The sequence below is a fragment of the Erwinia aeris genome (genome assembly GCF_041224955.1).
Taxonomy (GTDB): Bacteria; Pseudomonadota; Gammaproteobacteria; order Enterobacterales; family Enterobacteriaceae; genus Erwinia; species Erwinia aeris.
Genome location: NZ_JBGFFX010000019.1, coordinates 1 through 22142 on the forward strand (window position 1 = coordinate 1; position 22142 = coordinate 22142).

At 50.4% G+C, this 22142-nt stretch carries 22 protein-coding genes; 19 read left to right on the forward strand and 3 right to left on the reverse strand.

The genetic code is table 11. From position 1 onward, the window contains the following. From traJ to AB6T85_RS22260, 4 genes are all read left to right on the forward strand, one after another. A partial coding sequence (gene traJ / locus AB6T85_RS22245) for a plasmid transfer ATPase TraJ (RefSeq protein ID WP_369896733.1) occupies positions 1-1051 on the forward strand: 1051 nt, incomplete at its 5' end. Continuing rightward, positions 1041-1301: an IcmT/TraK family protein gene (icmT, locus tag AB6T85_RS22250; protein WP_369896734.1), complete on the forward strand. Its 261-nt coding sequence runs from the start codon at positions 1041-1043 to the stop codon at positions 1299-1301. The genes traJ and icmT, both read left to right, overlap by 11 nt. 26 nt (positions 1302-1327) lie before the next feature. Beyond that, on the forward strand, positions 1328-5122 hold the full coding sequence (locus tag AB6T85_RS22255) for an LPD7 domain-containing protein (protein WP_369896735.1): 3795 nt from the start codon (positions 1328-1330) through the stop codon (positions 5120-5122). Continuing rightward, the gene (locus tag AB6T85_RS22260) at positions 5088-5600 is read left to right on the forward strand and encodes a hypothetical protein (protein ID WP_369896736.1); all 513 of its coding nucleotides are present in this window, start codon (positions 5088-5090) and stop codon (positions 5598-5600) included. Before AB6T85_RS22255 ends, AB6T85_RS22260 begins: the two co-directional genes overlap by 35 nt. Here AB6T85_RS22260 and AB6T85_RS22265 read toward each other — a convergent pair whose 3' ends face one another. Continuing rightward, entirely contained in the window at positions 5601-5798 is a 198-nt protein-coding gene (locus AB6T85_RS22265; RefSeq protein WP_369896737.1) for an Hha/YmoA family nucleoid-associated regulatory protein, read from the reverse strand. Next, positions 5785-6195 (reverse strand): H-NS family nucleoid-associated regulatory protein, encoded by a 411-nt coding sequence (locus tag AB6T85_RS22270; protein WP_369896739.1) that lies wholly within the window; start codon positions 6193-6195, stop codon positions 5785-5787. Before AB6T85_RS22270 ends, AB6T85_RS22265 begins: the two co-directional genes overlap by 14 nt. Positions 6196-6262: 67 nt before the next feature. On the opposite strand from AB6T85_RS22270, the gene AB6T85_RS22275 reads away from it, so the two are divergent. Next, complete coding sequence (locus AB6T85_RS22275; RefSeq protein ID WP_369896740.1) at positions 6263-6976, forward strand: DotI/IcmL family type IV secretion protein; 714 nt, start codon at positions 6263-6265, stop codon at positions 6974-6976. Positions 6977-7161: 185 nt separating this feature from the next. Here AB6T85_RS22275 and AB6T85_RS22280 read toward each other — a convergent pair whose 3' ends face one another. Further along, positions 7162-7350, reverse strand: a complete 189-nt coding sequence (locus AB6T85_RS22280; RefSeq protein WP_369896741.1) for a hypothetical protein — start codon at positions 7348-7350, stop codon at positions 7162-7164. Between the two features lie 39 nt (positions 7351-7389). Here AB6T85_RS22280 and AB6T85_RS22285 point away from each other — a divergent pair, with 39 nt between their 5' ends. The 14 genes from AB6T85_RS22285 (at position 7390) to repA (ending at position 21131) form a co-directional block, all read left to right on the forward strand. After that, positions 7390-8169, forward strand: coding sequence for a DotH/IcmK family type IV secretion protein (locus AB6T85_RS22285; protein ID WP_369896742.1), 780 nt, complete (start codon positions 7390-7392; stop codon positions 8167-8169). Between the two features lie 10 nt (positions 8170-8179). Next, positions 8180-9532, forward strand: coding sequence for a conjugal transfer protein TraO (traO, locus tag AB6T85_RS22290; protein ID WP_369896743.1), 1353 nt, complete (start codon positions 8180-8182; stop codon positions 9530-9532). 11 nt (positions 9533-9543) lie between these two features. Beyond that, a complete protein-coding gene (gene traP, locus AB6T85_RS22295; RefSeq protein WP_369896744.1) occupies positions 9544-10248 on the forward strand; it encodes a conjugal transfer protein TraP in 705 nt (234 codons plus the stop codon). Between the two features lie 23 nt (positions 10249-10271). Further along, on the forward strand, positions 10272-10802 hold the full coding sequence (traQ, locus tag AB6T85_RS22300) for a conjugal transfer protein TraQ (RefSeq protein WP_369896745.1): 531 nt from the start codon (positions 10272-10274) through the stop codon (positions 10800-10802). An 11-nt stretch (positions 10803-10813) separates the two neighbouring features. Beyond that, a complete protein-coding gene (locus tag AB6T85_RS22305) occupies positions 10814-11203 on the forward strand; it encodes a DUF6750 family protein (protein WP_369896746.1) in 390 nt (129 codons plus the stop codon). A 46-nt stretch (positions 11204-11249) separates the two neighbouring features. Continuing rightward, positions 11250-11744, forward strand: coding sequence for a hypothetical protein (locus AB6T85_RS22310; protein WP_369896748.1), 495 nt, complete (start codon positions 11250-11252; stop codon positions 11742-11744). After that, complete coding sequence (locus AB6T85_RS22315; protein ID WP_369896749.1) at positions 11741-14788, forward strand: putative type IV secretion/conjugal transfer ATPase; 3048 nt, start codon at positions 11741-11743, stop codon at positions 14786-14788. The genes AB6T85_RS22310 and AB6T85_RS22315 overlap by 4 nt, the downstream gene beginning before the upstream one ends. Beyond that, a complete protein-coding gene (traW, locus tag AB6T85_RS22320) occupies positions 14788-15996 on the forward strand; it encodes a conjugal transfer protein TraW (RefSeq protein ID WP_369896751.1) in 1209 nt (402 codons plus the stop codon). Before AB6T85_RS22315 ends, traW begins: the two co-directional genes overlap by 1 nt. Then, positions 15993-16640: a TraX-like protein gene (locus AB6T85_RS22325; RefSeq protein ID WP_369896752.1), complete on the forward strand. Its 648-nt coding sequence runs from the start codon at positions 15993-15995 to the stop codon at positions 16638-16640. Before traW ends, AB6T85_RS22325 begins: the two co-directional genes overlap by 4 nt. Continuing rightward, positions 16637-18814 (forward strand): DotA/TraY family protein, encoded by a 2178-nt coding sequence (locus AB6T85_RS22330; RefSeq protein WP_369896754.1) that lies wholly within the window; start codon positions 16637-16639, stop codon positions 18812-18814. Before AB6T85_RS22325 ends, AB6T85_RS22330 begins: the two co-directional genes overlap by 4 nt. Before the next feature lie 2 nt (positions 18815-18816). Next, positions 18817-19470 (forward strand): ExcA, encoded by a 654-nt coding sequence (locus tag AB6T85_RS22335; protein WP_369896756.1) that lies wholly within the window; start codon positions 18817-18819, stop codon positions 19468-19470. Between the two features lie 72 nt (positions 19471-19542). Further along, positions 19543-19773 (forward strand): IncL/M type plasmid replication protein RepC, encoded by a 231-nt coding sequence (repC, locus tag AB6T85_RS22340; protein ID WP_369896757.1) that lies wholly within the window; start codon positions 19543-19545, stop codon positions 19771-19773. A 252-nt stretch (positions 19774-20025) separates the two neighbouring features. Continuing rightward, on the forward strand, positions 20026-20076 hold the full coding sequence (gene repB, locus AB6T85_RS22345; protein WP_369896887.1) for an IncL/M-type plasmid replication leader peptide RepB: 51 nt from the start codon (positions 20026-20028) through the stop codon (positions 20074-20076). Continuing rightward, the gene (repA, locus tag AB6T85_RS22350) at positions 20073-21131 is read left to right on the forward strand and encodes a plasmid replication initiator RepA (RefSeq protein WP_369896758.1); all 1059 of its coding nucleotides are present in this window, start codon (positions 20073-20075) and stop codon (positions 21129-21131) included. Before repB ends, repA begins: the two co-directional genes overlap by 4 nt. Positions 21132-22142: the final 1011 nt, after the last annotated feature.

Here is a 22142-nt window from a genome sequence, read left to right on the forward strand (position 1 = left end):
GGTAGAACGTCACGGGCGTCAGCTGCCTATGACGGACTACCCGATTGATAACCTTGAGCTTGAGCGCAACGTCGATAAAGTCTTCGGTCAGGAAATTAAAGGCATCCTGAAAAGCGCCCAGACGCATAACTCTGCTATCCAGCTCAAAGGCGACGAAGCCTGCACCATCGGACTCGGCCGGGGTGATACCCGCCGGTTCCGCGCAAACTTCACACAGGCCGATATCGGTGATACTGAAGCGGCAATGTCCCTGACTCTTCGCGTACTTAACGAAATCATCCCCAGACTGGAGGATATGGAGTTAGAGCCTGAGCTTTTCAGGTCGCTTCTACCGGCAGCGGGGCTCGGTCTTATCTGTGGAGAAACAGGCTCAGGCAAGTCAACGCTGATGGCCAGCACGTTTGAGTACTGCGGTGAGACATATCAGGACCGCAAAATCATCACAGTTGAAGATCCCATTGAGTACCGTCTGGGTAAAACCAAAAAATGGAAAGCCCCCAAGCCGGCACAGTCTCAGATTGGCCGCGACATCGATACATTTCATAATTTCATTACCCTCTCCGGGTTAAGACGCTCACCGAAGGTCATGGGCGTGGGTGAGTTATTAAACCGTGCGTCGTATGAAGCCGCCGTACTCGCCGGCAAGTCCGGGCACTTTGTTTTGGGAACTCAGCACGTTAAAACGTGCGGGGAATCCATTTCCCGATCGCTTCAGAACTATCCGCCTGAAATGCGTGAGGCCGCTGCTTACGACCTGCTCAGTATCCTCCAGTACATCATTGTGCAACGCCTGCTTAAAACGCGGGACGGCCGTCGTAAGGCTGTCCGTGAATACATCGTTATTGATAACAGCCTGCGCCGTAAGCTCTTCGACATCGAATACAGCCGATGGGGCCGGTACATCGACGACATTCTTATCATGGAGCAACGCAGCCTCATTCAGAACACCTGGAAGATGTATCAGGACAATCTCATTGATGAGGAAGAAGTAATTGAGGTAGCAGGCTACATGGATTATCTGGCTTTAAAAGAGGGTAAGTATGGACATTAATCAGTGGCGTTACGCCGGCAGACGGATGACCTTTTTCGGGATACCGGTTATGTCATTTCTCGTTTTCTTCCTCTGGTTTCCTTTCCCGTCATGGAACACGTTTTTCTTCTGCAGCGGCGTGGTCTTTTTTTACTTCGTGCTTTCAATGATGGGATTCACGGTGCCGGTGCTCTACCAGGTCATCCTGCGTGTGATCAGGGGGAAAAAACTGACCGGGCGCCCGTGGTGGTATCGGCGTTCACAGCGTTAGTAAAAAATTAACAGGGGGATAAGTTCATGGCTAAACCTGAAATTGCGACAGAAAGAACCCGGCTCACAATACCCTGGGACGATCGGGAGCGGGCAATGCGCGCTGCCGGTCGTCTTGCTGATGGCAGCAATGCGCTGGACTACGTACGGGAAGAAAAGGTGTGGTACGCCCAGCCAGGCGCTAACCTGACCCGCCTGAAGGAATGGATATTTGATCCAAACCAAACGCCGACGGCCGCGCCGGTCATGGATCTGACCAAGCTGGAAGAAGAGTTTAACCACTGGCTGGAATTGCAGGGTGCCATCCTGAGAGAGCCTGCCAAACTCGACGGCGTTAAGGTCTACGTTGACACGGAAGGCTCCAGGGTGGGCAGTCAAAAGGGCGCTTACCAGGGCTTTCTTGATGGTCGTCCGGCTGGATGGTTCCGGAATTACAAAACCGATGACGAGCCCCGCAAATGGGTTTCATCCGGACAGAAAATTGATCCGGCCCAGCTCGCTCAGATGCGTGCCGAAGCCGCAGCGCAGCGTGAAGTACGCGAAGGGCAAAGGCAGCAATCTCACAACGAGGTTGCCGCCCGGCTTATGGACGAATATAACCGCCTTCCGGATGCTACGGGTGAGGTAGCGTACCTGCGTGACAAGCAGGTGAAAGCCGCTGACGGTGTTAAGGTCGATGCCCGTGGAAACGCCGTTATACCGCTGTATAACGCAGACAATGAATTCAGAACGCTGGAGCGGATCTGGACAGACGGAACAAAGCACCTTGAAAAAGGTGGACAGGCATGGGGAAGTTTCTTTGTCGTGGGTGGTCAGCTGCAGGATGGTGACGACCTGCTTTACGCCGAAGGCTATGCCACTGCAGCCAGTATCAGCCAAGCTGTAGGAAAGCCCGTTATTATGACCGTCAATGCCGGAAACATGGTTGAAGTTGCCGGTCATCTCAAAGAAGCCTTCCCCGCCAGTCAGCATTACTTTCTGGCTGATAACGATATCTACAGCGATGAAAATGCCGGCCTCGAAAAAGCAAATGAAGCTGCCGAACTGACAGGCGGTCACGTCCTCACGCCTGTTTTCCGCGAACCCCGCGAAGGGCTGACTGATTATAACGACCTGCATGTTTCTGAAGGTCTGAATCACGTCAGAGAGCAAATCGAAAACTCCATTAATCAGATTAACAGGGTGGAAACTATGCCAAGCGTAACTCCCCAGGAAGATCCAGCAGTATCACAACCTGAGCAAGGCCTGAATCCGACAGCCGGTACGCCTGCAGCAGCAGAACCTGCACCCGCAGCGCCGGTGGCCAGTGCGCCTGCAGTAGCAGGTTCTGCACCCGCCGCGCCAGTGGTCAGTGCGCCTGCAACAGTTGAACCTGCACCCGCTGTGCCGGTGGCCAGCGAGCCTGCAGCCGCAGAATCTGCACCCGCCGCGCCGGTGGTCAGCGAGCCTGTAGCAGCAGAGCCTGCGCCCGCTGCGCCGGTGGCCGGTACGCCTGCAGCAGCTGAACCTGCACCCGCTGCGCCGGTGGCCAGTGCGCCTGCAGCAGCTGAATCTGCGCCCGCTGCGCCGGTGGCCAGTGCGCCTGCAGCAGCTGAATCTGCACCCGCTGTGCCGGTGGCCAGCGAGCCTGCAGCAGCAGAGCCTGCGCCCGCCGCGCCAGTGGCCAGTGAGTCAGGGGCAAAGGGTGAAGACATCAGAGATGCGCTTGATCAGGCAGTAAACGGAAGCGCCGAGTTCATATCAGAAGCGAACGTTTCTGTACTGGAAAACGAGGCCCGGCAGGGCACCGCCGGTCTGGTACAAAATTATGAGGACGGCACATATGAAGTTCTCGTCGCCATTACTGACAGTGAAAATGATGATGACGTTTTTCAGGTTGCCAAAGGTCTGCCCCTTGAAGCGGCAGAGCGGCAGGTCGCTTTTCTTAACGGCCACGATCTGAAAGATATCGCTGCCCTGATGCGCGAGCAGCTTGAGCCATTGCGGGAGGAAAAAACGCTGACTGCATCTCCTTCATCTCCTGCATCTCCTGCAGATGATGCGGCATGGAACGGCCAGTACTCTGATTCAGACGACGACATTAACAGCAGTGCCGATGATATGGAGGCTTATGCCGCCATGATGGGTGCCGCCGGTGCGGCTTCCGCTGAAGCTGCCGCTGCAGAGAAACCGGCTACGTCAGACCTTCGCGATGCTTCCTCACAGGATGGCGGTGGCCAGGCTGCAAATGCGGGCGAGGAAAAGAAGAAAAAAGCCGACGCCGAGGCTGAGGCTGTGAACGGTATCAGCTGGGCCACAGCGGCTGATGCTGCACAATCGCCAAAAGAGCGTATCGATCTGGAGGGACTGATCGCCCGTTTCACCTACAGAGCTGAGAAAGACCATACCGCGTTCATGCTCGATGGCCAAGATGCGTTCTACGACTATGCAACCCACATGCGGATGGCCAGTCCGGAGGCCAGCCAGAGTGAGGAGATGATTCTGGCCGCGGTTCTGACAGCCTCTAAACAGCATCCGAAGGGTATCGAAATTACCGGAACGGACGAGTTTAAAGATCGGGTTCTCTCACTTATCAGTGAATACAACATCGATGCCAGACTTTCTAACCCGGAGCAAAGAGTCAAACTCCTTGAGCTCAAAAAAGCGAGCGAACCGGCCGATGAAAAAATCGCGAATGCTCAGCAGGGAAAAAAAGAAGACGCTCAGCAGGAAACATCGCAACAGAGCAGCACCGCAGCGCCACAGGACGGGATGCGCTGGGCAGAGTCCGATTCGGTTAAACCTGAACATCAGAATAAAACTGGCGGTCATGCGGGCGCAGAAGACAAATCACCCGGTGATGGCTGGGAGAAGGGCGTAATTATCGCTCATGGGCCGGCAAACTATGAATGGAAAAAAGACGAATCCCTGAACTATTTCGTCAAACTCAAAAATGAACATGGAGAGAAGGTTCTGTGGGGTAAAGACCTTGAAAGGGCCGTAAAAGATGCGGGGGTCGATAACGACAGGCTGGTCACAATCAAGAAGCTGGGTTTTGTTGACGTTGAGGTTGATGCCCCGGTTCGTGATGAGAACGATAAAATCATCCGTTATGAAAAAATCCAGACAAAGCGTAACGAATGGGAGGTTAAACCCGTATACCCGCAGCCTGCAGCAGGCAATGAGCAGGCTTACAAACCCTCAGAACTCGTGCCTTATGATGCCGCAACTTTCCAGAAGATGCGTACCACGGTTCAGCAGCTGACCGGTGTTGACCTCAGCCGTGAGCCGGTGCCGGAAAAAGAGATCTACTGGTTTTTACCGAACGGTAAGCCAGCCCCGGAAGAAATGGCAAAGCCGGCAGGCTACAAACTCCCACAGGAGTCAAAGACGGCAGGAGCACTTTTACTTGTAGCACCGCATAAGAAAGGAGAAAAGCCGGACTATGCGCTGTTTGAATCCCGCAAAGGATTCATGCAGGGCGTCGTTAAAGACAAGGAATCCGGTGAGTACCATAGTGTCATCGGAAAAGTGAACACCCGCAAAGACAATAACGGTGAATGGAAAACGTATATGACACTTTCAGCAATCAATAAGAATGCTCAAAGTGGAATTGTTTTGCATGGTTACGGACATGTAGATCAGTCGGGTAAAGGACTGGTTTATAGAAATACAATTGCAAATGAAAAACAGCCTCAGCATTTACAACCAGCGTCGGATGATGTAAAAAACAAAGCTGTAATGAAGCAACTTTTTCATCCTTCAAATGCCGCAAAAAGAAAAGATGATGAAAGGAGAGAACAGACTCATGCACCAGTCGCTAAGTCAGCACCTCGGCCGTAAGACAAAAACCCTGCTGCTCGCAGCAGGGGTTTGCTTTTTTTCCGCGAACACCCTTGCTGCAACGCAAACATGTGCTGCATATGATCTGGCTAAAGCTGGCGCTGATGCTGCCTATAAGCAGGAAGTGGAAAGGATTAACAACGCGGCTAAAAGTGAATCAAGTACATCTGATTCCCTCGGGCAATGCCTGGGGTCAATGTCTGTATCGCTGAAAATTCCGCAGTTCCCGTCCATCGGTGACATTATCGATAAGGTCAAAGATCAGGTATGTAATACCGTTAAATCGAAGATAAATGAGAAATGGGGAAGCCTGACGAATACAACGCTTGACCCGTGGTCAACCATTTCGTCAAGACTGCCAGATACGTCAGGTATCCTGCCTAACGCATCTTCAAGTAATGTGCAGTTAAATAGTCCGGCCGCAGCCAGTGGAAGTGGTGAGGATGCAAACAGTGATGCATTCCCATTCCATCTCTAACTACCGGAAGAGTCCCTTCGGGATTTTGTCGAACAGTTTGCCGGTTTGGATTTCAACGCGGCGGTGTTCCGCCGCGGTCAGCAAACGCATGAAGTCTGAGGCGGGCAGTACGTCTCTTTTCGTGTCTACATATGTGTCAAGCGAATCTTCATTCATGAATCGCCTGACCGTATGCAGCCAGTCTTCAGCTGATTTCATATTTTTTGAGCTCTTCTTTGCTCATCCCTTCAAAGGCATTAGGACGGCGGCCTTTTCCGGTCCAGGTAACGGGTTTTCCGTCTACTTCAATTCTGTATTTTACCTTACCGAAAGTGGACTTGCTTTTTGTGGATGGCCCGAAGAGATTTTCAAAAATCTGCATAGCCTCTTCAGAGGAAATATTGTGCTTTTCCATAAACTGTTTCGTGGCTTCCAGTTTCTGCTCAGTGGCTTTCTGTTCTTCCTTGTAATTCTCAATCATTCCGTGAGCGATGTCGGACCACATATTAATGAGTTGTTCAAGATTTTCTGGCGGGATCTTTCGCAAAACGGCCGTCGCTTTGCGACGTTCGCACATTATCACTGCGCATGTTCCGTAATCATTATGCTCGCTCATGTCTACCCCATTGTTAATAAACGATCTGCGTGATTTTCTATCACAAACTTTTGAAAAGAGAAACTCTATGAAAACACAAAATAGTGAAAATGTTCCGCAACCAGAGGATAAAAATCAGACATCAGATGAAATTGATGATCACCTGGCTTTAGCACCGGCGCTTGCTGAAGAGAGTAGCCGAACGGTGCAGGAAATCGTATCAAAATATGGCTTAAAGATAATCCTGATCCTCAGTATCGTCGTTCTGATTCAAACAACGGCAAACGTTGGCTTAGCCTACCTGCTGCACATTAAAGAAGTCCGCTACATCGCGACTAATGGCGGGATGTTAACTGATGTACATCCTACTGAAGAACCGGCCTATTCAGCCGAAGCGGTAATGGATTTTGCAAATTCCAAAATGGTCAAAGCGCTGTCCCTTAATTTTGTGAATTACGAAAACCAGTTAACAGCCTCACGCGGTGATTTCACCACGGATGGATACATTAGTTTTCGTAAGGCCCTTACGGATAGCGGACTCCTGAAAGATATCAGCGAAAAACGACTCAACGTCAAATTATCAACCACGCCAGGCACCCTGATCACCGAAGGTGTAATCCGGGGAACCAAAATCTACGCATGGCAATTCCGTATCCCTGTCACCGTTCAGCTCGTCGGGCAGGCGCAGGACTATCGTCCTCAGCCATACGATCTGATGGTGCAGGTCCGCCGCGTCAAAGAAGACGAAGATCCGCGGGGAATCAGAATCGCGCAGGCCATCCTTAAACCCCGGAACTACTGAGGTTCATCATGAAAATTAAGCTCCTTACTGTAATTATGGCCACGCTGTTATCAGCAAACGCGGCTATGGCTGCCGATGAACCGGTAAACAGCAGTGCTAATCAGCAGCAGCAGCCTTCATCCTCCAGGCCTGGAAATGACATCGCCGAGTGGCAGCAGGCCAACTCGATGCCGGCACAACAGCAGTCACAGGCGCAGGACGCGGGTCAGCAGCAGGCTCAGCAACAGGCCCAGTTGCAGGCGCAACAGCAGGCCCAACAGCAACAGCAGGCCCAACAGCAACAGCAGGCCCAGCAACAGCAGCGTCCGACTACCGCGCTTCCTGCTGCACCACAGCAGCAGCAACCAATGCAGCCACAGCAACAGGTTACGCACGTTAATCCGCAGACGCTGGAGGAGCTGCCGGCACCCGTTATGCAGCAGATTCAGCCGTTATCGCCAGGACAGGTCAGATCTGCCAGAAGTGCGATGGAAGACATGAGTGCTGCGGCCAAAACATCACCCCTGACGGCAATTCCGCGAATTTCCAGCCAGACGGTTTCACTGTCCGCTGGTGCATCCATTCCGCAGGTGCGCGTATTCCCCAATCAGGCTACCACTGTGACGTTCTCGGACTCGACCGGCCATCCGTGGGTGCTTGGCGCGGCACCCTATAACTCAAGTCCCTGTAATTCTGGAGGGGAACTCTGCGTCGGTTATATCCCGGGCTCTGCTGTTTTTACTATTCAGCCATCAAATCCGTATGCCAGCGGTAACGTCACCGTCTTGCTTAAAGGCCTGGCAACACCGGTGATCATCAACGTCAAAGGCGCAGAGCCATCCGTTAAAAACAGGACGGTTGATGTTGACTACCGTCTCGACCTTCGCATTCCGATGCGTAGTCCGGATACGCCGGTTTACACGGCCACGCCTGAGAAGAAAATCTCGCTGTATGACAAGCAGCTTCAGAGTTTCCTGGACGGCATCCCGCCTGAAGATGCGCAACGACTGAAACTTACCAATGCTCCGGGCAGTACAAAGGTATGGCAGATAGGTGATGAACTTTACGTCAGAAGCGCCATGCAGCTGCAGGATGAGTTTGAGAAAACGCTGTCAGCGATCGATGGCACTCACGTTTATGTACTTCCTGCGACTCCCGTACTGACCTTTTCCGTTAACGGTCAGGCGCGTGATGTAGAAGTTGAGCTGAATTAAGGGGAACACAATGGCTACTGAAAAAGGCAAAGAAACCAGGAAGATGATGTTCTATGTCGGTGGGGCGGCAGCAATTGTTGCCCTCATGGGCGGCTACTGGATTTTTGGATCATCTGACAAAGGTGCCACGGGTGATTCGCAGGTAAAAGCACAGGGCCTGGAAGGCGGAACAGGGCAGGATAAGCAAAACGACCCGCAGTACAACAAACTCCTGACGGAGTGGAACGTGGAAAAGTCGGATAAAGCAGCCATGACAGGCGACAGCTTTATCTCCGCACTGTCCGCCAGTAATCCGGTCGCGGTCAATACAGGCAACAAGCAGCCACCTCCGCAGTATTCCTGGGAAAGCGGCAAAACCACCACGAAGAACAACCAGCAGGAAAATGATGCAGCGGCAAAGGAGCGTGAACGCCAGGCGAAAGCCGTTGCCGAGCTTCTGAAGAAGATTGATGACGGCAAAAAGCCGGTGACGACGGGTGTTGCACTGGCTACGGCTCTGGGCGGCGAGGGCAATGATAAAAATGGCGGTGCATTCAGCGGCTGGACCACGTCAGTCTATCCGCAGGCACCAAAGGAAGATGCAGGAAATAAACAGGGTGAAAAGGATAAGGTGAAAGACAAAGGAGCCCGTCTGGTTTCCGCCTACACGCTGATCCCTGCGGTACTGGATACCGCAATGGACAGTGATGACCAGAACAGTATTGCCATTGCTCACGTTCCTACTGGCGAACAGGCCGGCGCGAAATTCTATTCAGGACAGAACAGGCTCGCCGGCGACGGTATCCGCATTCACTTTACCGGTATGGAACTTCACGGCGTGCAGTGCAAGGTAGACGCCTATGGCGTTGCTTCTGACTCGTTACGCGCCGCAGTTTCAACCAATGTGAATAACCGCTGGTTCAGCCGGATCATCCTGCCGGCATTTGCAAATGGTCTGGGCCGTACCGGACAGCTTTATGCTGACAGCAATTCGCAAATGATTATCACCGACGGCGGCAACGCGATCCGTTCTACCGGAACGCCAGACGGAAAAGCGGTGGCCGGAACCATTATCGGCGGTATGGGTGAACAGGCTGGACGTGTAATGGCCGATGATGCAGCGCGACTGCCAATCAAGCAGGTCACCGTTGACCGTAATCAGCTTATCGGCATTCAGTTCGTTGCGCCGGTATATGAGAGCGACTGTGGTGAGAATTTCGATAAAGCCAACGAAAAATCACAGCAGGCGGATCAACAGGCAACGCCCACCCTGACCAGTGCTCCGACTCAGCAGATGCCGACCCAGGCCCCCAATTATCCCACGCAGAATTACCCAGGCTATCCCGGCTACGGGTATGGCGCCAGCAACCCGTATTACCGTTAAGGAGATAACCGATGAGCCTTTTTGATGATGATCAGAACACAGCAGTTACGCCACAGCCGGAACAGGAAAAAGTGGTAAGCACTGAAAAGCCTAAACCGACTGTAAAGCCGGCTGCAAAAGTAAATAAAAAACCGATGGCCATTGGCGATTATGCGTGGATTGCCGGCATTGTCGTGGTCGTCGTGATTCTTGTTATCTGGCTGTTTGGCGGAAGCAGCAGCGATACAGCAACGGGTAAAGGTGGAGGCCAGATCCAGAGTTCAGGGCAGCGGCCCCCGGCACAGAACGATAACAGCAACCAGTATGACAGTGATTTTCGTGAACAAATCTCCGGTATCCTGCTCCAGCAGAAAGAGAGAATGGACTCAATAGAATCGACGTCCAAGAATGGAATGATGATCCTTTCCAGTCAGCTAAAAAGTGCTAATGAGCAGATTAAAAACCTCAGCACAGAAGTGCAGCGACTGAAAATAAGATTAGCCGGAAATGGCGATTCTTTTTCTGGTTCAGGTGCAAATAGTTCTGGTCAGTATTCTCAGGCGTTGCCACTACTTAAAGGTTTTTCAATTAATGATTTATCTGGCGACCTGGCTTGGGTAAAATACAATAACCAGACTTATGCGGTTAAGGTCGGTAGTCAGCTTGGTGGTGTCACCGTAACCGGTATTGATACTGAAAACAGAATCGTAACTACGAGCAAAGGATTAATACGCTAATCCGGCTCTGAAAAGGCAACGTTATGGATTTAGAATCGGTACTAATTCAGGTCGCAAACGGCGGGCAGCAGCCTATGACAAGGCTCATCATTGGCTTTGCGGCCCTTGTTGGAATTATAGGTGTTATTGCGTACCTGATAAGTCTCAGAAACAAGGCCAGACATTCAACGAAAGGCGTTGAGGCCGGCAAGATTTTTGCCGGCATCATCTTTTCGGTATGCCTGATCTCACTTGAGGCACAGATGAACACGGGTGGTGCAACGTTAGGATTCGGTGACGTCAGCTTTGGCCCCGTCAGCTATGCGAGCGAATCGACATTTGGCATGGGCGCCTCGGCTGTGAATGCCGTGCTGGGGATAGTCAGAGTTCTCGGAGCCTACTTCTTTTACAAAGGCGTAAAGGGGTTGAAGGACTCCTTTCTTGAAGGACATACAGAGCTCTCTGCATCCGGTCAGCGGGGCGCTTCACTTGTGAAGATCATCTGTGGCCTCTTCCTGATATTCGATACACAAACGCTCGACTCACTTCAGAGCACCCTAAATCTCCATTGGTAAAAGGAAACGTTATGAACATGGTAAAGCGCATCAAAGATAAAGTGTTATCAGCCTCTGTAGCGGTCGATCAGCTGCGTGGCGCGGCTGTCAAATCAATGGTCATTCTGCCGCTTGCATTGCTGAGCAAAGAGGCTTCAGCAGAAACGACAATCTGGGAAAAGATCAATACTTTCACTGAAGGGATGGCCAGTACCCAGCCAGGGCTGATTACCGGTGCAAAAGTGGTGGGTGTTGTGTGCTTCATCGGTGGTCTGGTCGCTCTGTGGATGAAAAACAAACGCGGAGCAGACATCAAAGGCAGCTACATCTTCTGGTCAATGTTTGTGGGCGCCTGCCTGATTGGCCTGACTGCATGGATCTCTTCCGTCGGCTCAACCGTCGGCGTTGACTCTACCCTGTAATGCCCCCCTCATGGCCCCGGATTCCGGGGCCTATGGAGTACCCTCAATGAAAGACTTCAGCCTCACAAAATGTGAATTACCGACCCGGTGCAATGGATGCGGAATAAAGAGCAAAGACGTTTTCTTGCTGACGGAGAAAGGGCAGAAAGAGAGAACGCTTTGCTCTGTGTGCCTGTCAGTTGAGCATCCGGACAAAATGAAGCTGGAAACCCAAACCGGTCTGCTTCTGAAACGGAAAACAAACAGAAAGCTCTACAGCCTGCTTTTCAGGGCGATCGCTAATGCCGAAATGTCCGGAAACGAAGAGTACCGGGAAAAAGCTCAGCAGATGAAAAAGATTCTGCTCAGCACGTCTGATGTTGTGCTCAACGAAACTGAAAGCGACGACGGGTACGATCTGCTGCATCTGATAAAACGCCATCATCAGCTGATCCCTATGAATTTCGACGAAGAATTTATGCGTTCTGTGACCGATGCGGACAGCCTGCCAGATGTCGGTGACTGGAACAAAATTTACAAGGGTATGAGGGGTTTAAAATGATTTCACTGATTGAGGATATGATTGAAGGTGTATCACGTCACCTTACTTCTAACGACTCGCTGAAATACTGTGATCTGACCACGGTTCACGGCCTGACCTCACAGGACCGGCTGGAACATCCGGAAATTCATTCACCGTATATCCTGATCACTAAAAATAATGATTTTCTGTCAGTCATTGAAGTCCAGGGCTCCAAGTCAGCCTTTGACGAGCGGTCTTTTAATAACTTCATCTCTCACCTGTCGAGCTCGCTTTCAAACTCATTCATTGAAAGCGGCCATAAGCTGTCCGTTGTCTTTGAGCGTGACTTTACCAAGAATCAGGAAGAGCTCAATAACGTCTACAAGTCCCAGATTTCAGCAGCAGAGCGCCTGCAGCTTGATATCAAGGATTTGATAGCCGATGACGCCAGGAAGATCGCTGCGCATTACAGCCGTGAACGTGCCTATATCGTGCTTTACACGGCTAAAGGGCTTATCTCAAAAGACGAAATGAAAAACGAGCAGGCAAAAGCTGCTGCTGCGCTGAAAGATATCCCGCGTACACGCTTCAGTCAGAACCCGGTCGAATTTCAGCTGGAAGGCCTTAAAATCACTCACGATGCGATGCTGTGGCGTCTTGTCAGTATGCTGCAGGGTGATGATGAAACCGGCATGGGGCTTCTGGTAGACGTCCTGGACGTGAAAAAGGCCGGCGCCATGATGCGTCAGCTGATGTTCCGAAATTCCACCTCAGAAAACTGGTACCCGCGAACACCCTTCGACCGTAATCTCAGGGCCTATGGCTCGGGCAGAAAGGACAATATTGATTGTCTGCTCCCGCCGCGTCTGAACATTCAACTGATGGAGGGTGAGCTGGAAGAAGACGGGGGGCTTATTTACTGTGACGGTAAGTATTACGGATCAATCTCACTTGAATTGCCGCCTCTTCACCCTGTTAAATTTAAGCAGTTGTTCAACGCCATTAACCGCAAGATTCCGTACCGGGTTAAGTACGATTTTATGGGCGGTGGTAAAAAGGCGCTTTTCTGGCCATCGTTCATCATGTCCTTCCTGAGATTCCTTCCTTCACTCGGTAATATTGCGCGGGATATGGACTATGTTCAGGCCCAGAGTGAAACCGATCCGGCAGCCATCATGGCCATCAACTTTGCCACCTGGGGGGATACCAGAGATGAAGCCAAACGTAACCTCGCCTCGCTGACAAAATCAATTGAGGGCTGGGGAGTCTGTGGTGTTTCCAGGACTTATGGCAACCCTGCCAGCGCGCTGATTGCTTCAGTGCCAGGCCTGACTACGGCAACACCCGGAGCACTCCATTATCCACCGCTGAGTGAAGGTCTGAGAATGCTTCCGTTTGAGCGTCCGGCGAGTCCGTGGCACGGAAGCGGTAACATCAACTTCATCACGCTCGACGGCAAGCTGTTCCCCTATCAGATTGCCAGCCCACTGCAGGAGAAGTTCACGGACGTGATCACCGGCGTACCTGGTTCAGGTAAGAGTGTTCTGGCCAACCGTCTTAATCTCAGCGCCCTGTTCAGGGCTGACAAAAAACTTCCCTATCTGACCATCATCGATAAAGGTTTCAGTGCGAAAGGTATTGCAGACCTTATCTATGACGAACTGCCGGCAGATAAGCGCCATCTTGTTGCCAGCATTACGCTTAACAACGATGAGCACCACTGTATTAATATCTGTGATACTCAGCTGGGTTCCCGTTTTCTGACACAGTTTGAAGCTGTTTTCTTAAAGCAGATGCTTAACGCATTCTGCATAGATCCGGCCACGGGTCAGCCACCTAATGCAATGGCCGTTGACCAGATTATTTCCCGGCTTGTAAACAGCGTTTATAAATCGCTGGCACATACTCATGCGAAACCATTCAAACGAAACGATCCTGTGGTGAATGAGGCTTTAAGGGAAACAGGCCTTGAACAGGAGCTGGGCGAAGAGTGGTTTGAAAAAGCGTCCTGGTGGGAAGTCGTCGATAAGCTGTTTGCCAGAAAAAGATTCCACGCAGCAACCGTTGCGCAGCGTTACGCGGTGCCAACCATCCACGACTTCATTGCATTAGTGACTGACACAACGTTCGCCACTCAGTATAAAGATGTGACGGTTGATGGCAGAGAAACGGTTGTGGCTTTCATCTCACGCTGCTTCAAAGCTGCAGCTGCAGACTATTCTATTTTCTCCGGCATCACGGTTTATGATTTCAGCCCGGAAACGCGCATTGCGATTCTGGACATGCAAAACGTGCTGGGCGACAGAACGACGCCTGCCGGCCGGCTTAAATCCGGCATTATGTATCTGTTTGCGCGTCAGATGGCTGTCAGAAACTATTATCTTCCGCAGTCGGCTGACACTTTCCTGCCGGCATTGCCGGAGCAGTACAGGGCTTACCATCGTGCCCGCATCAGTGAGTTGTCGGAGGAAGTTAAGCATACGTTCTACGACGAGTGTCATAACTTCGATGGCATTGAGTTCGTGCAGAATGCGCTGAACACGGCGGACCTTGAAGATCGTAAATTTAACGTGCGTACCGCCTTCTCGTCGCAGTTCCTGAGCCATATGCCGACGAGCGTACTGAAAACGATGAACAGCCTTTTCATGATGCGTCTGAGTGAAGGCGACGAAGAGCACCTTAAGAAACTTGAAATCACAGTGCCGCCGGAAATTCTTCGCCGGTTCAGGCAGCTGCCGCAGGGTGTTTACCCGGATGGAAGCGGCACTGCATTCCTCGGTATTTTTAAAACGAAACGCGGCCTCATTTGCCACATTCTGAAAAACACATTAGGTCCTAAAATGCTCTGGGCACTTAACTCGTCTGCAAAAGACAGATCACTCAGAACGACGCTGTATGAGGAATTGGGAACTAAAAAAGCAAGAGAGGTTCTTGCAAACAAATTCCCAATGGGAAGTGCATCAAGTATCATTGACGAAATGGTTATGAATCAGGGCGGAGATAGCGAGTCTGAAGAAGAATCTCAGACAATGGCTACAAAACTCGGTAAGCAACTCATTTCTGAAGTGAGAAGGGGGATTTAATGAAATACTTCGGAAAAACAAAAAGGCCGATACTGGCCATTTCAATTCTCGCTATCAGCGTTCAGACTGCGTATGCCTTTACAGTTAACGTTAACAGCAGCATTCCAATTTCAACTCAGGTAGTGCCAGCTCTGAGCACGGCAAACGGTCTGCTGGGTAACATCCAGGCTACCCTCGTCAACATCGGTACGGCCATCAGCCAGCAGGGTGATCGTCAGGCCGCACTTATGCAGCAGGTAGCGGAAACTAACCGGCAGTTTGAGGTAGAGCAGAAGCGTAACGATCGCCTGCTGCAGGCACAGGACAAATACCGGGTGCCTGACGATATTTGCTCTCAGGCCCTGGGTGGTGGAGCATCCTCTGTTTCGTCAGCTGCAGCCGGTGGCCAGAGAACGCTGGGCAGCGCCAGTTCAGCTAAGGATGTAAAGGCAATCTTTGAGGTGCCGGCGCGCGCGGTAGATGTTGATGCCTCGACGTCTGCTGACGTTCACAGCCAGTACTGTGACAGCTCTGACTATGCGGCCTTCGGGGGCACCTCCTTCTGCCCGGCCGTTTCAGACATGCCCCGCGGTGATACTTCCCTGAGTTCAGTTCTTTACGGCGCCGGTAAAGAAGGTAAAGCGCCTGATCTTACTTTTTCAGATGACCAGGCTGATGCGGCACTGCGCTATATGAAAAATACGGCGCTGCGCAGCGCCGGCAAGCAGCTGAGCCGTGGAGAGGTAAAAGGCCCCAGCGGACGTATCTATCTTGGCATGATTCAGCAGTACCAGGCTCTGACAGACGCAGCAGCACAGCCACAGATGGAAATGATCGCCAATTCTAAGCCAAATCCAGCAACGGATTCAGCACTGGCTGACGCACGTAAAGTGCCTGAAGTTGAGTCGTACTTCCAGGCAACAGCCAGCACGGAGGCTAAGCGCCTGAACCGCATGTCAGCCAGAGAGTTCGAAGAATTTGAAGTTGGCCGGCGTTACAGTAATCCTGCCTATCAGGCGACGCTCACAAACAAAAACACCGAAGACCTGATGCGCGAGCAAATCAACATCGCCAATCTGAATAACTGGCTTGTTCTTAAAACCAAACAGCAGCTCGAAAAGCAGAATGTATTGATTGGTCAGCTGCTGGCTAACGACGCATACCAGACATACAAACCCATGCTGGCAACTCAGTTGGATAGTGTGAACGCGGGGGTATCGAAAAAATGACGGATGAAAAAATTACAGGGGAAAAAGATAAGCATCAGCCAGGCAAACTGAAAAAGAGTGTTGATGCAATCACTGGTGTTAACGACCTTCCGCAGGGGAGGGCGAAGCGAACGATATACTACCTGACCGGTGTCAGTGATATTTATTTTATCATTGCGTCCGTCAAACAAACATTCGGCCTGCTATCTCAGCGGGCTTCATTTGTTAAGAACCAAATAAAAAACCTTGAAGGGCCGCCGGTTGACTCACAGGCCAATCAGCCATTTGATGATGTTTTAAAGCGCGGCAATAAAACCATAAATGAACTGTTATTAACGGTGACCCGGCAAAAAAAATACTGGCTAACATGCTTTTTTGTCTTAGCTCTAATGCTTATTTTTCTTACCTCCGGCTATGCTCGGTTGATTGCAAACGGAGCTCCGAATGTGACTTTTTTGAAAGCAACCTTGACCGTTGGTGTGCTATTTGCAGCTGGCATGTTCACTTTCATCAAGGCTTTAAGCTGCGAATTCGTTGGTTGGCAACTTCGGAACAGGGCACATTCGGAGTCAGAATGTGGGACTTTCCGATTCTTTCTAAATGACAATGGAATTCGCAGTACATTCTACTTCTCTCAAGCTGGGCAAGAACGGGGTGAAAAATGAGTAAGTTAAAGAAATTACTCCTTTCGCTTTTAGTGACGACAACTCCTTCATACTCTGCTGATTTGGGTATTGACGGTATAACTGAGGCAGCTAAACGTTCTGGCGATCTTTCACGACAGATGTTGCACACCGTTTTTGGAGAGGTAGTGAATAATCCGTTCAGCCCATCTGGCGACGGACTATTAAACAATGTTTTCTTCACTGTTAATGAAGTGATTGCGATTCTCGCCCTTGTGTACATGGGGATAATCACGATCAAAAAATTTCATCAGGCTGGTCAGTTAGGAAGCGTGGTTGAGGGTGATAGTAACAACGCTTTTAAAATCGTTAAGACAACATTCGGTTGGCTCATGCTTGTGCCGACAGTGGTTGGATGGTCAGTAGCCCAGCTGCTTTTCTTGTGGTGTGGTTCGATCATCGGTGTCGGTTCTGCGAATGTAATCGCCGACAAAACGGCTTCTGAGTTAGCCAGTGGCAAAGCCGTATATATTGCGCCAGTTATGCCTGAAATGGCATCGATAGCAAAGGGCATGTTTGAAACTAATCTTTGTGCTCTTGGTGTTAACCAGGGTATTGCCCAAATGGAGGCATCAGGCCAGCATTATGAAAATGATGCTTTAATGCAATACAAAACCGGTAATAGCACATATTCAATTTCAGTTGATAATGGTTCTGCAGTATGCGGGACGGTCATGTTGCCACAAAGACCCACAGGATGGACCTCTATACTTTCAAGTGGTTATGCCGACTCGGTTTATACAGCACAACAGCAAGCCACTGACACCTTGTGGGGCAAGATGAAGACTGCTGCAGAGCAGTTTAATGCATCTTACATGTCAAAAATGCGATCTGGTGACGGTGAGTTACCCGATGTTGAAAGCGCGATACAACTCGCAGCTCGGGATTATCAGTTAAAGGTCCAGCAGGCAGCCGATTCAGCATCTGGCGATGATCAGATAATCCAGCAAATGCAGTCAGATATAAAAGAAAAAGGCTGGTTATATCTTGGTGTTTACTATCACACGCTTGCTACTGCAAACACTGAAATGAAAGATGTGGCAAATCTTAAGCCAGTTGTATCAGGAATGAGTAATGATGGTGATATAGGGTCAATCGATTACTTCAGGGGACTTTTTCAAGCATATCATTCACAGTTGAAAAATAGTACTTACACCCCGCCACTCGGTACAGAATCGAATGCTTTAGCGAAAAACATTGACCAAAAAAGTCTTGAGAATGCGGCAACAACTGGCGACGGGATGTCCCTCATAACAAAGATTTTTGATTTCAACGTTACAAACTGGCTCGCTACTAATAACTACGGCACGGGTGATGGCTATAGCGACGTTACGAATCCATTGTTAAAGATGAAAGCGATAGGGGACTATACCTTAGGCATAGCAGAAACTGGCTTAGCAAGCTGGACCGCTATCAACGTAGCTATAAAAGTATCGGAAGGGAAAAGTTTAACGGGCTTTGCCGCCAGCGTTGTGAACAAATTGACAGGGATTCGTGATGCAATAGCAGGCGTGTTGTCGTCAGTTTCCTTCTTGGTATATCCGCTGTTCTACAGCCTTTTTGGCATAGGTTTAGCGTTATCAATTTGGTTACCATTCATACCTATGATTTATTGGTTTGTAGCAATGGCAGACTGGTTGGTGACGCTAATGACAGGAGTCTTGGCGTCCTCACTTTGGGCGGCAACTCACATCAACATAGGTCAGAGTAACGACGAGAGAAGTACTTACGGTTATGTTTTTCTGATCGATGTAATGATTCGACCCATGTTGATGGTCATGGGGTTTATCTTTGCCTCATTAGCTATAGTTGCGTTGGGAACGGCATTGAACATGATGTTCAAATTCGCAATGGAACAAGTCCAATCAGATTCATTTACTGGGCTGCTGTCATCAATTGGTTTCTTAATGTTCTATGCGAGATTGTGTACAGGCATGGTTGCCCGCGTATTCGCATTGCCGGCACGTATGCCTAATTATGTTATCAACTGGATTGGACAAAAAATGAATGATTCTGTGTTGGGTGATATGCAGAACCATGTCCACGATATCTTTGCTGCATTTGGCCGTGGAGCCAAAAACATGAACCGTAGCAACCCTAAACAGTTCAACCCGGAAAATGTAGACAAGAGCAAGGACGGCATTAAAGGAGCTTAAACATGAATGCACAACTAAACGCTGATATCAAAACTATCAACAATGTAGCTAAGCCCAAAGGGCTTGGTTACTACATATCTCGGTTATGGATGATTTTTGTGTTCGTTTTTTTGTTCATAAGCGTCTTTGTCTTTTTAGGCAGTGTTTATTGGACGGTTAGGGACGGTTCAATCCAGGATCACTGGTTTGGCACTGTAGGAATATTTTTGATAGATGTGGTTTTTATATGGTTTCTAAAGAAGGACTTTAGAAGTCGTAAGCTATATAAGATTACCAAATCACTGAAAATTCGGGGTTTTTTTGAACCACACAATGACTGCGAACATTATGATTTAGCACGCTTAACGTACATTGGCTTAGACTTCAGCACCGGCGTGATAGGAATTGCTTCGCTTTATGCAACTTCAAGCATCAAGAGGGAAAGATTGTTCTTAGAAGCGGAGGCTGTAGAGTCTTTTGAGTCAGTAGAGCGTGAGCTAATAATCAACGTGCGTAATACCCACATTCCGACCTTGAGAATCACTGCCATTAACGTAGATAAAGCCTATAGGGACTTGGAAATTATCTGCAGGACTCACAAAAACAGAGGGGAAAGCTACAAGAACTCTAAGGCTAAGTTTCTTGAAGCTGGATGGCTAATCAGCAGTAACTATTGAGTCTAACCCGCCTAACTGGCGGGTTTTTTATGTATACTCAGATAGTTATAGTTGTGTGATGTAGGAGGGCAAGTGAGCAGAGTAGCTGATCGGCAGGAACTCAAGAGTAACCAGGAGACGCAGAGAGATTATCGTAACCGTATCCGGGAAACTCATGACCAGCTAAACCTTTATCTGACAAAGGATGCAAAAAAAATGCTGGTTGAGATCACAAAAATCAAGAAGCTGACTCAAGCCGAAGTCCTTGAATTCCTTATAAAGAGCTATCACGACGGAATTAAATTTGACGATTCCGGCGAGTGAAATTACTATGTAAGCACTGAACAGCGCGCATTGATCTGTGAAAAATCACATGATATGTTAAGCGCCGTTTACATAACCTTACGGGGTTATTACAGAATTGAGTACGGGAAGAGCGGCCCGGAGATGTACCGCTTGGGGAAGTGGCTGGAGCCACAAAGTAAAAACCCCCTGAATCACCCTCTCTAACTTTGGCCGGTCGGGGAGATGAATCAGGGGGTCGAAACTGCCTGCTGGCAGAAAGGATTATAGCAAATGGGTACTCTATTGCAATACAGCCCGGCCAATATGTGCAGGGGCTGGTGAATCAGAAAAACAAACACTCCGTAGAATTCTCAGATATTGAGTCATTTGAAGGACTTACACCGTCTTTCATTAACTGGCTTAAAAATCACACCTCTCCTGATCCCCAGGAATCGCTGACTTTACGCGACGGTTCTGCACCTGCGCGCAAGACACGCCGGCGCCGGGGAACACATTCAACGGCCTGCCAGTGCCCGAATCCCCGCTGGTTCCGTCCGGATAACTTTAAAAAGCTGCCCGGCGAGATTGGCCACGGTTACAACCGCCTGGTCAGGCGCGATCGCAAAACCGGCGAACTGAGCCTGCGCATACGCATTTCCCGCCATCCATACTTTGTGCAGCTGCGTGAGGAAGTCGGGCGCCAGCGCGACTTCCGGCCGGAACGGGAAAACCTGCTTGATGCGATCGTGCCGCTGATGGTCAGCACCGTGGATAAAGCGACTCATATCGATACCATCAACCTCAGTAAAATGGCCTGGCAGCTCAGCGACAAGGACGACAAAGGCAACGTCGTTAATAAAGTGACCGTAACGCGCGTGTGCCGGCTGCTGCAGCACATGATGGAATTCGGCCTCCTGGCACTGCCTGAAGGCGTGACATGGGACCCTTTCAACCGCAAGTGGTTCCCCAAGCACGTTGTGCTGACCGCGCGCCTCTGGGAAATGATCGGCGTCGATCTCGATAAGCTCTATGCCGAACAGGCGGAGTATGTGATGGCAGAGGCAGAAGGCTGGATCACCCGCGACGAGGATGGCCACGCCGAAGAAATCTCCGTCAGAACCGCCCGCAAACGCTGGTATGAGAGAATGCGGCATGCCACCCTGGTGCGCCGGCGTGAAGCCGCTCTGAAGGGCAAGCGCGATAAAAAGCTGAAGAAACTGGCCGAGCAGCCCTTTGATGACCGCGTATATGCCATGTCCGATCACCTGATGCGGACGCTGCCCAGAGACGAACTGCACGCGCTGTCGCCCCGTGAGTTCGCGCAGCGGGTATACAGCCACCTTTACCAGCTCGATTTAGGACTGGAAAGGGAAGCCGGACCGCCCGACTACCACTGATTTCCTCCCCCTGTAAATTTCCAACCGCCGCCGGCGGTTTTCGTGCTGGCCATCCGGCCGCACCCGTCGAAAAAACGCACACATTTTCCTTCTGGCCAGCGGCCATTTTGCACGGATTTTAACGACCGGTGGATAAGATGGCCATGCCGGCATCCTTTCCACAGTTATCCGCAAAGGAGAAAACGCAGATACAGGCAATCATCAAATCAGCAAGCCGCAAAATACTCTTAACTTCTTTAAAAAGATCTAATTCATAAAAGAATTAATTGTTTATTCAGGCGGGATTTTCTGTGAATAACGGGGAATGTCTGTCCTTTCAGCGCCGCTCACGCGGCACGACGGACAGCAACGGTCGCAGGCTCCCTTAAAGGTAGCTCCCGGCATAAACGCCGGGCAGGGCACCATAGCTGATTTCGACGCCGGTTAATTTTTTGCCCTCGCCGTGTTTTTCCCCGCCGTGCCATTGGCACGGCAGAAAAAAACAGTTGAGGATGATGTAACTAAGTACATCCCCGTAAGTCGTCCGGGCTGCGCAACGCAACCCGTCCAACAACGCTACTGCACACGCGCCCGGTGCGCCGCAAGCGTCACACCGCCCGCTCGCAGTAGCAGGGGGATAATGATGCCCGGACGTCGCTGCAGGAGGCTTAGCACGGAAATTTCGTCTGCTGGTCACTGCTGTGCCTTTCAGGCAATCAGCAACGTGCAGACTGAAAGATTTAAAATTTACAGGGAAAGGAGTGTTGATTTACGGCCGGAGCCTACACCGATGGCACCGGAATCGTTTAAAACCGGAATAAGCTACAGGTGTGACAGAAGAAGTGAAAACGCCGCAGGAAGCGTTTGAGGGCGTCTGGCGTAGTGTGTTTTCAGTGACGGCATTACGGGCATAAAAAAACCCGACTGGTGAGATCGGGTTTTTTTGTTCTGGCGCTCAGGCCGGAGTGGGGTAAACCACTATTGACCCCTTCACAGTATGCCAGCCTGACCTTTAATGCAACGCTGACTGGT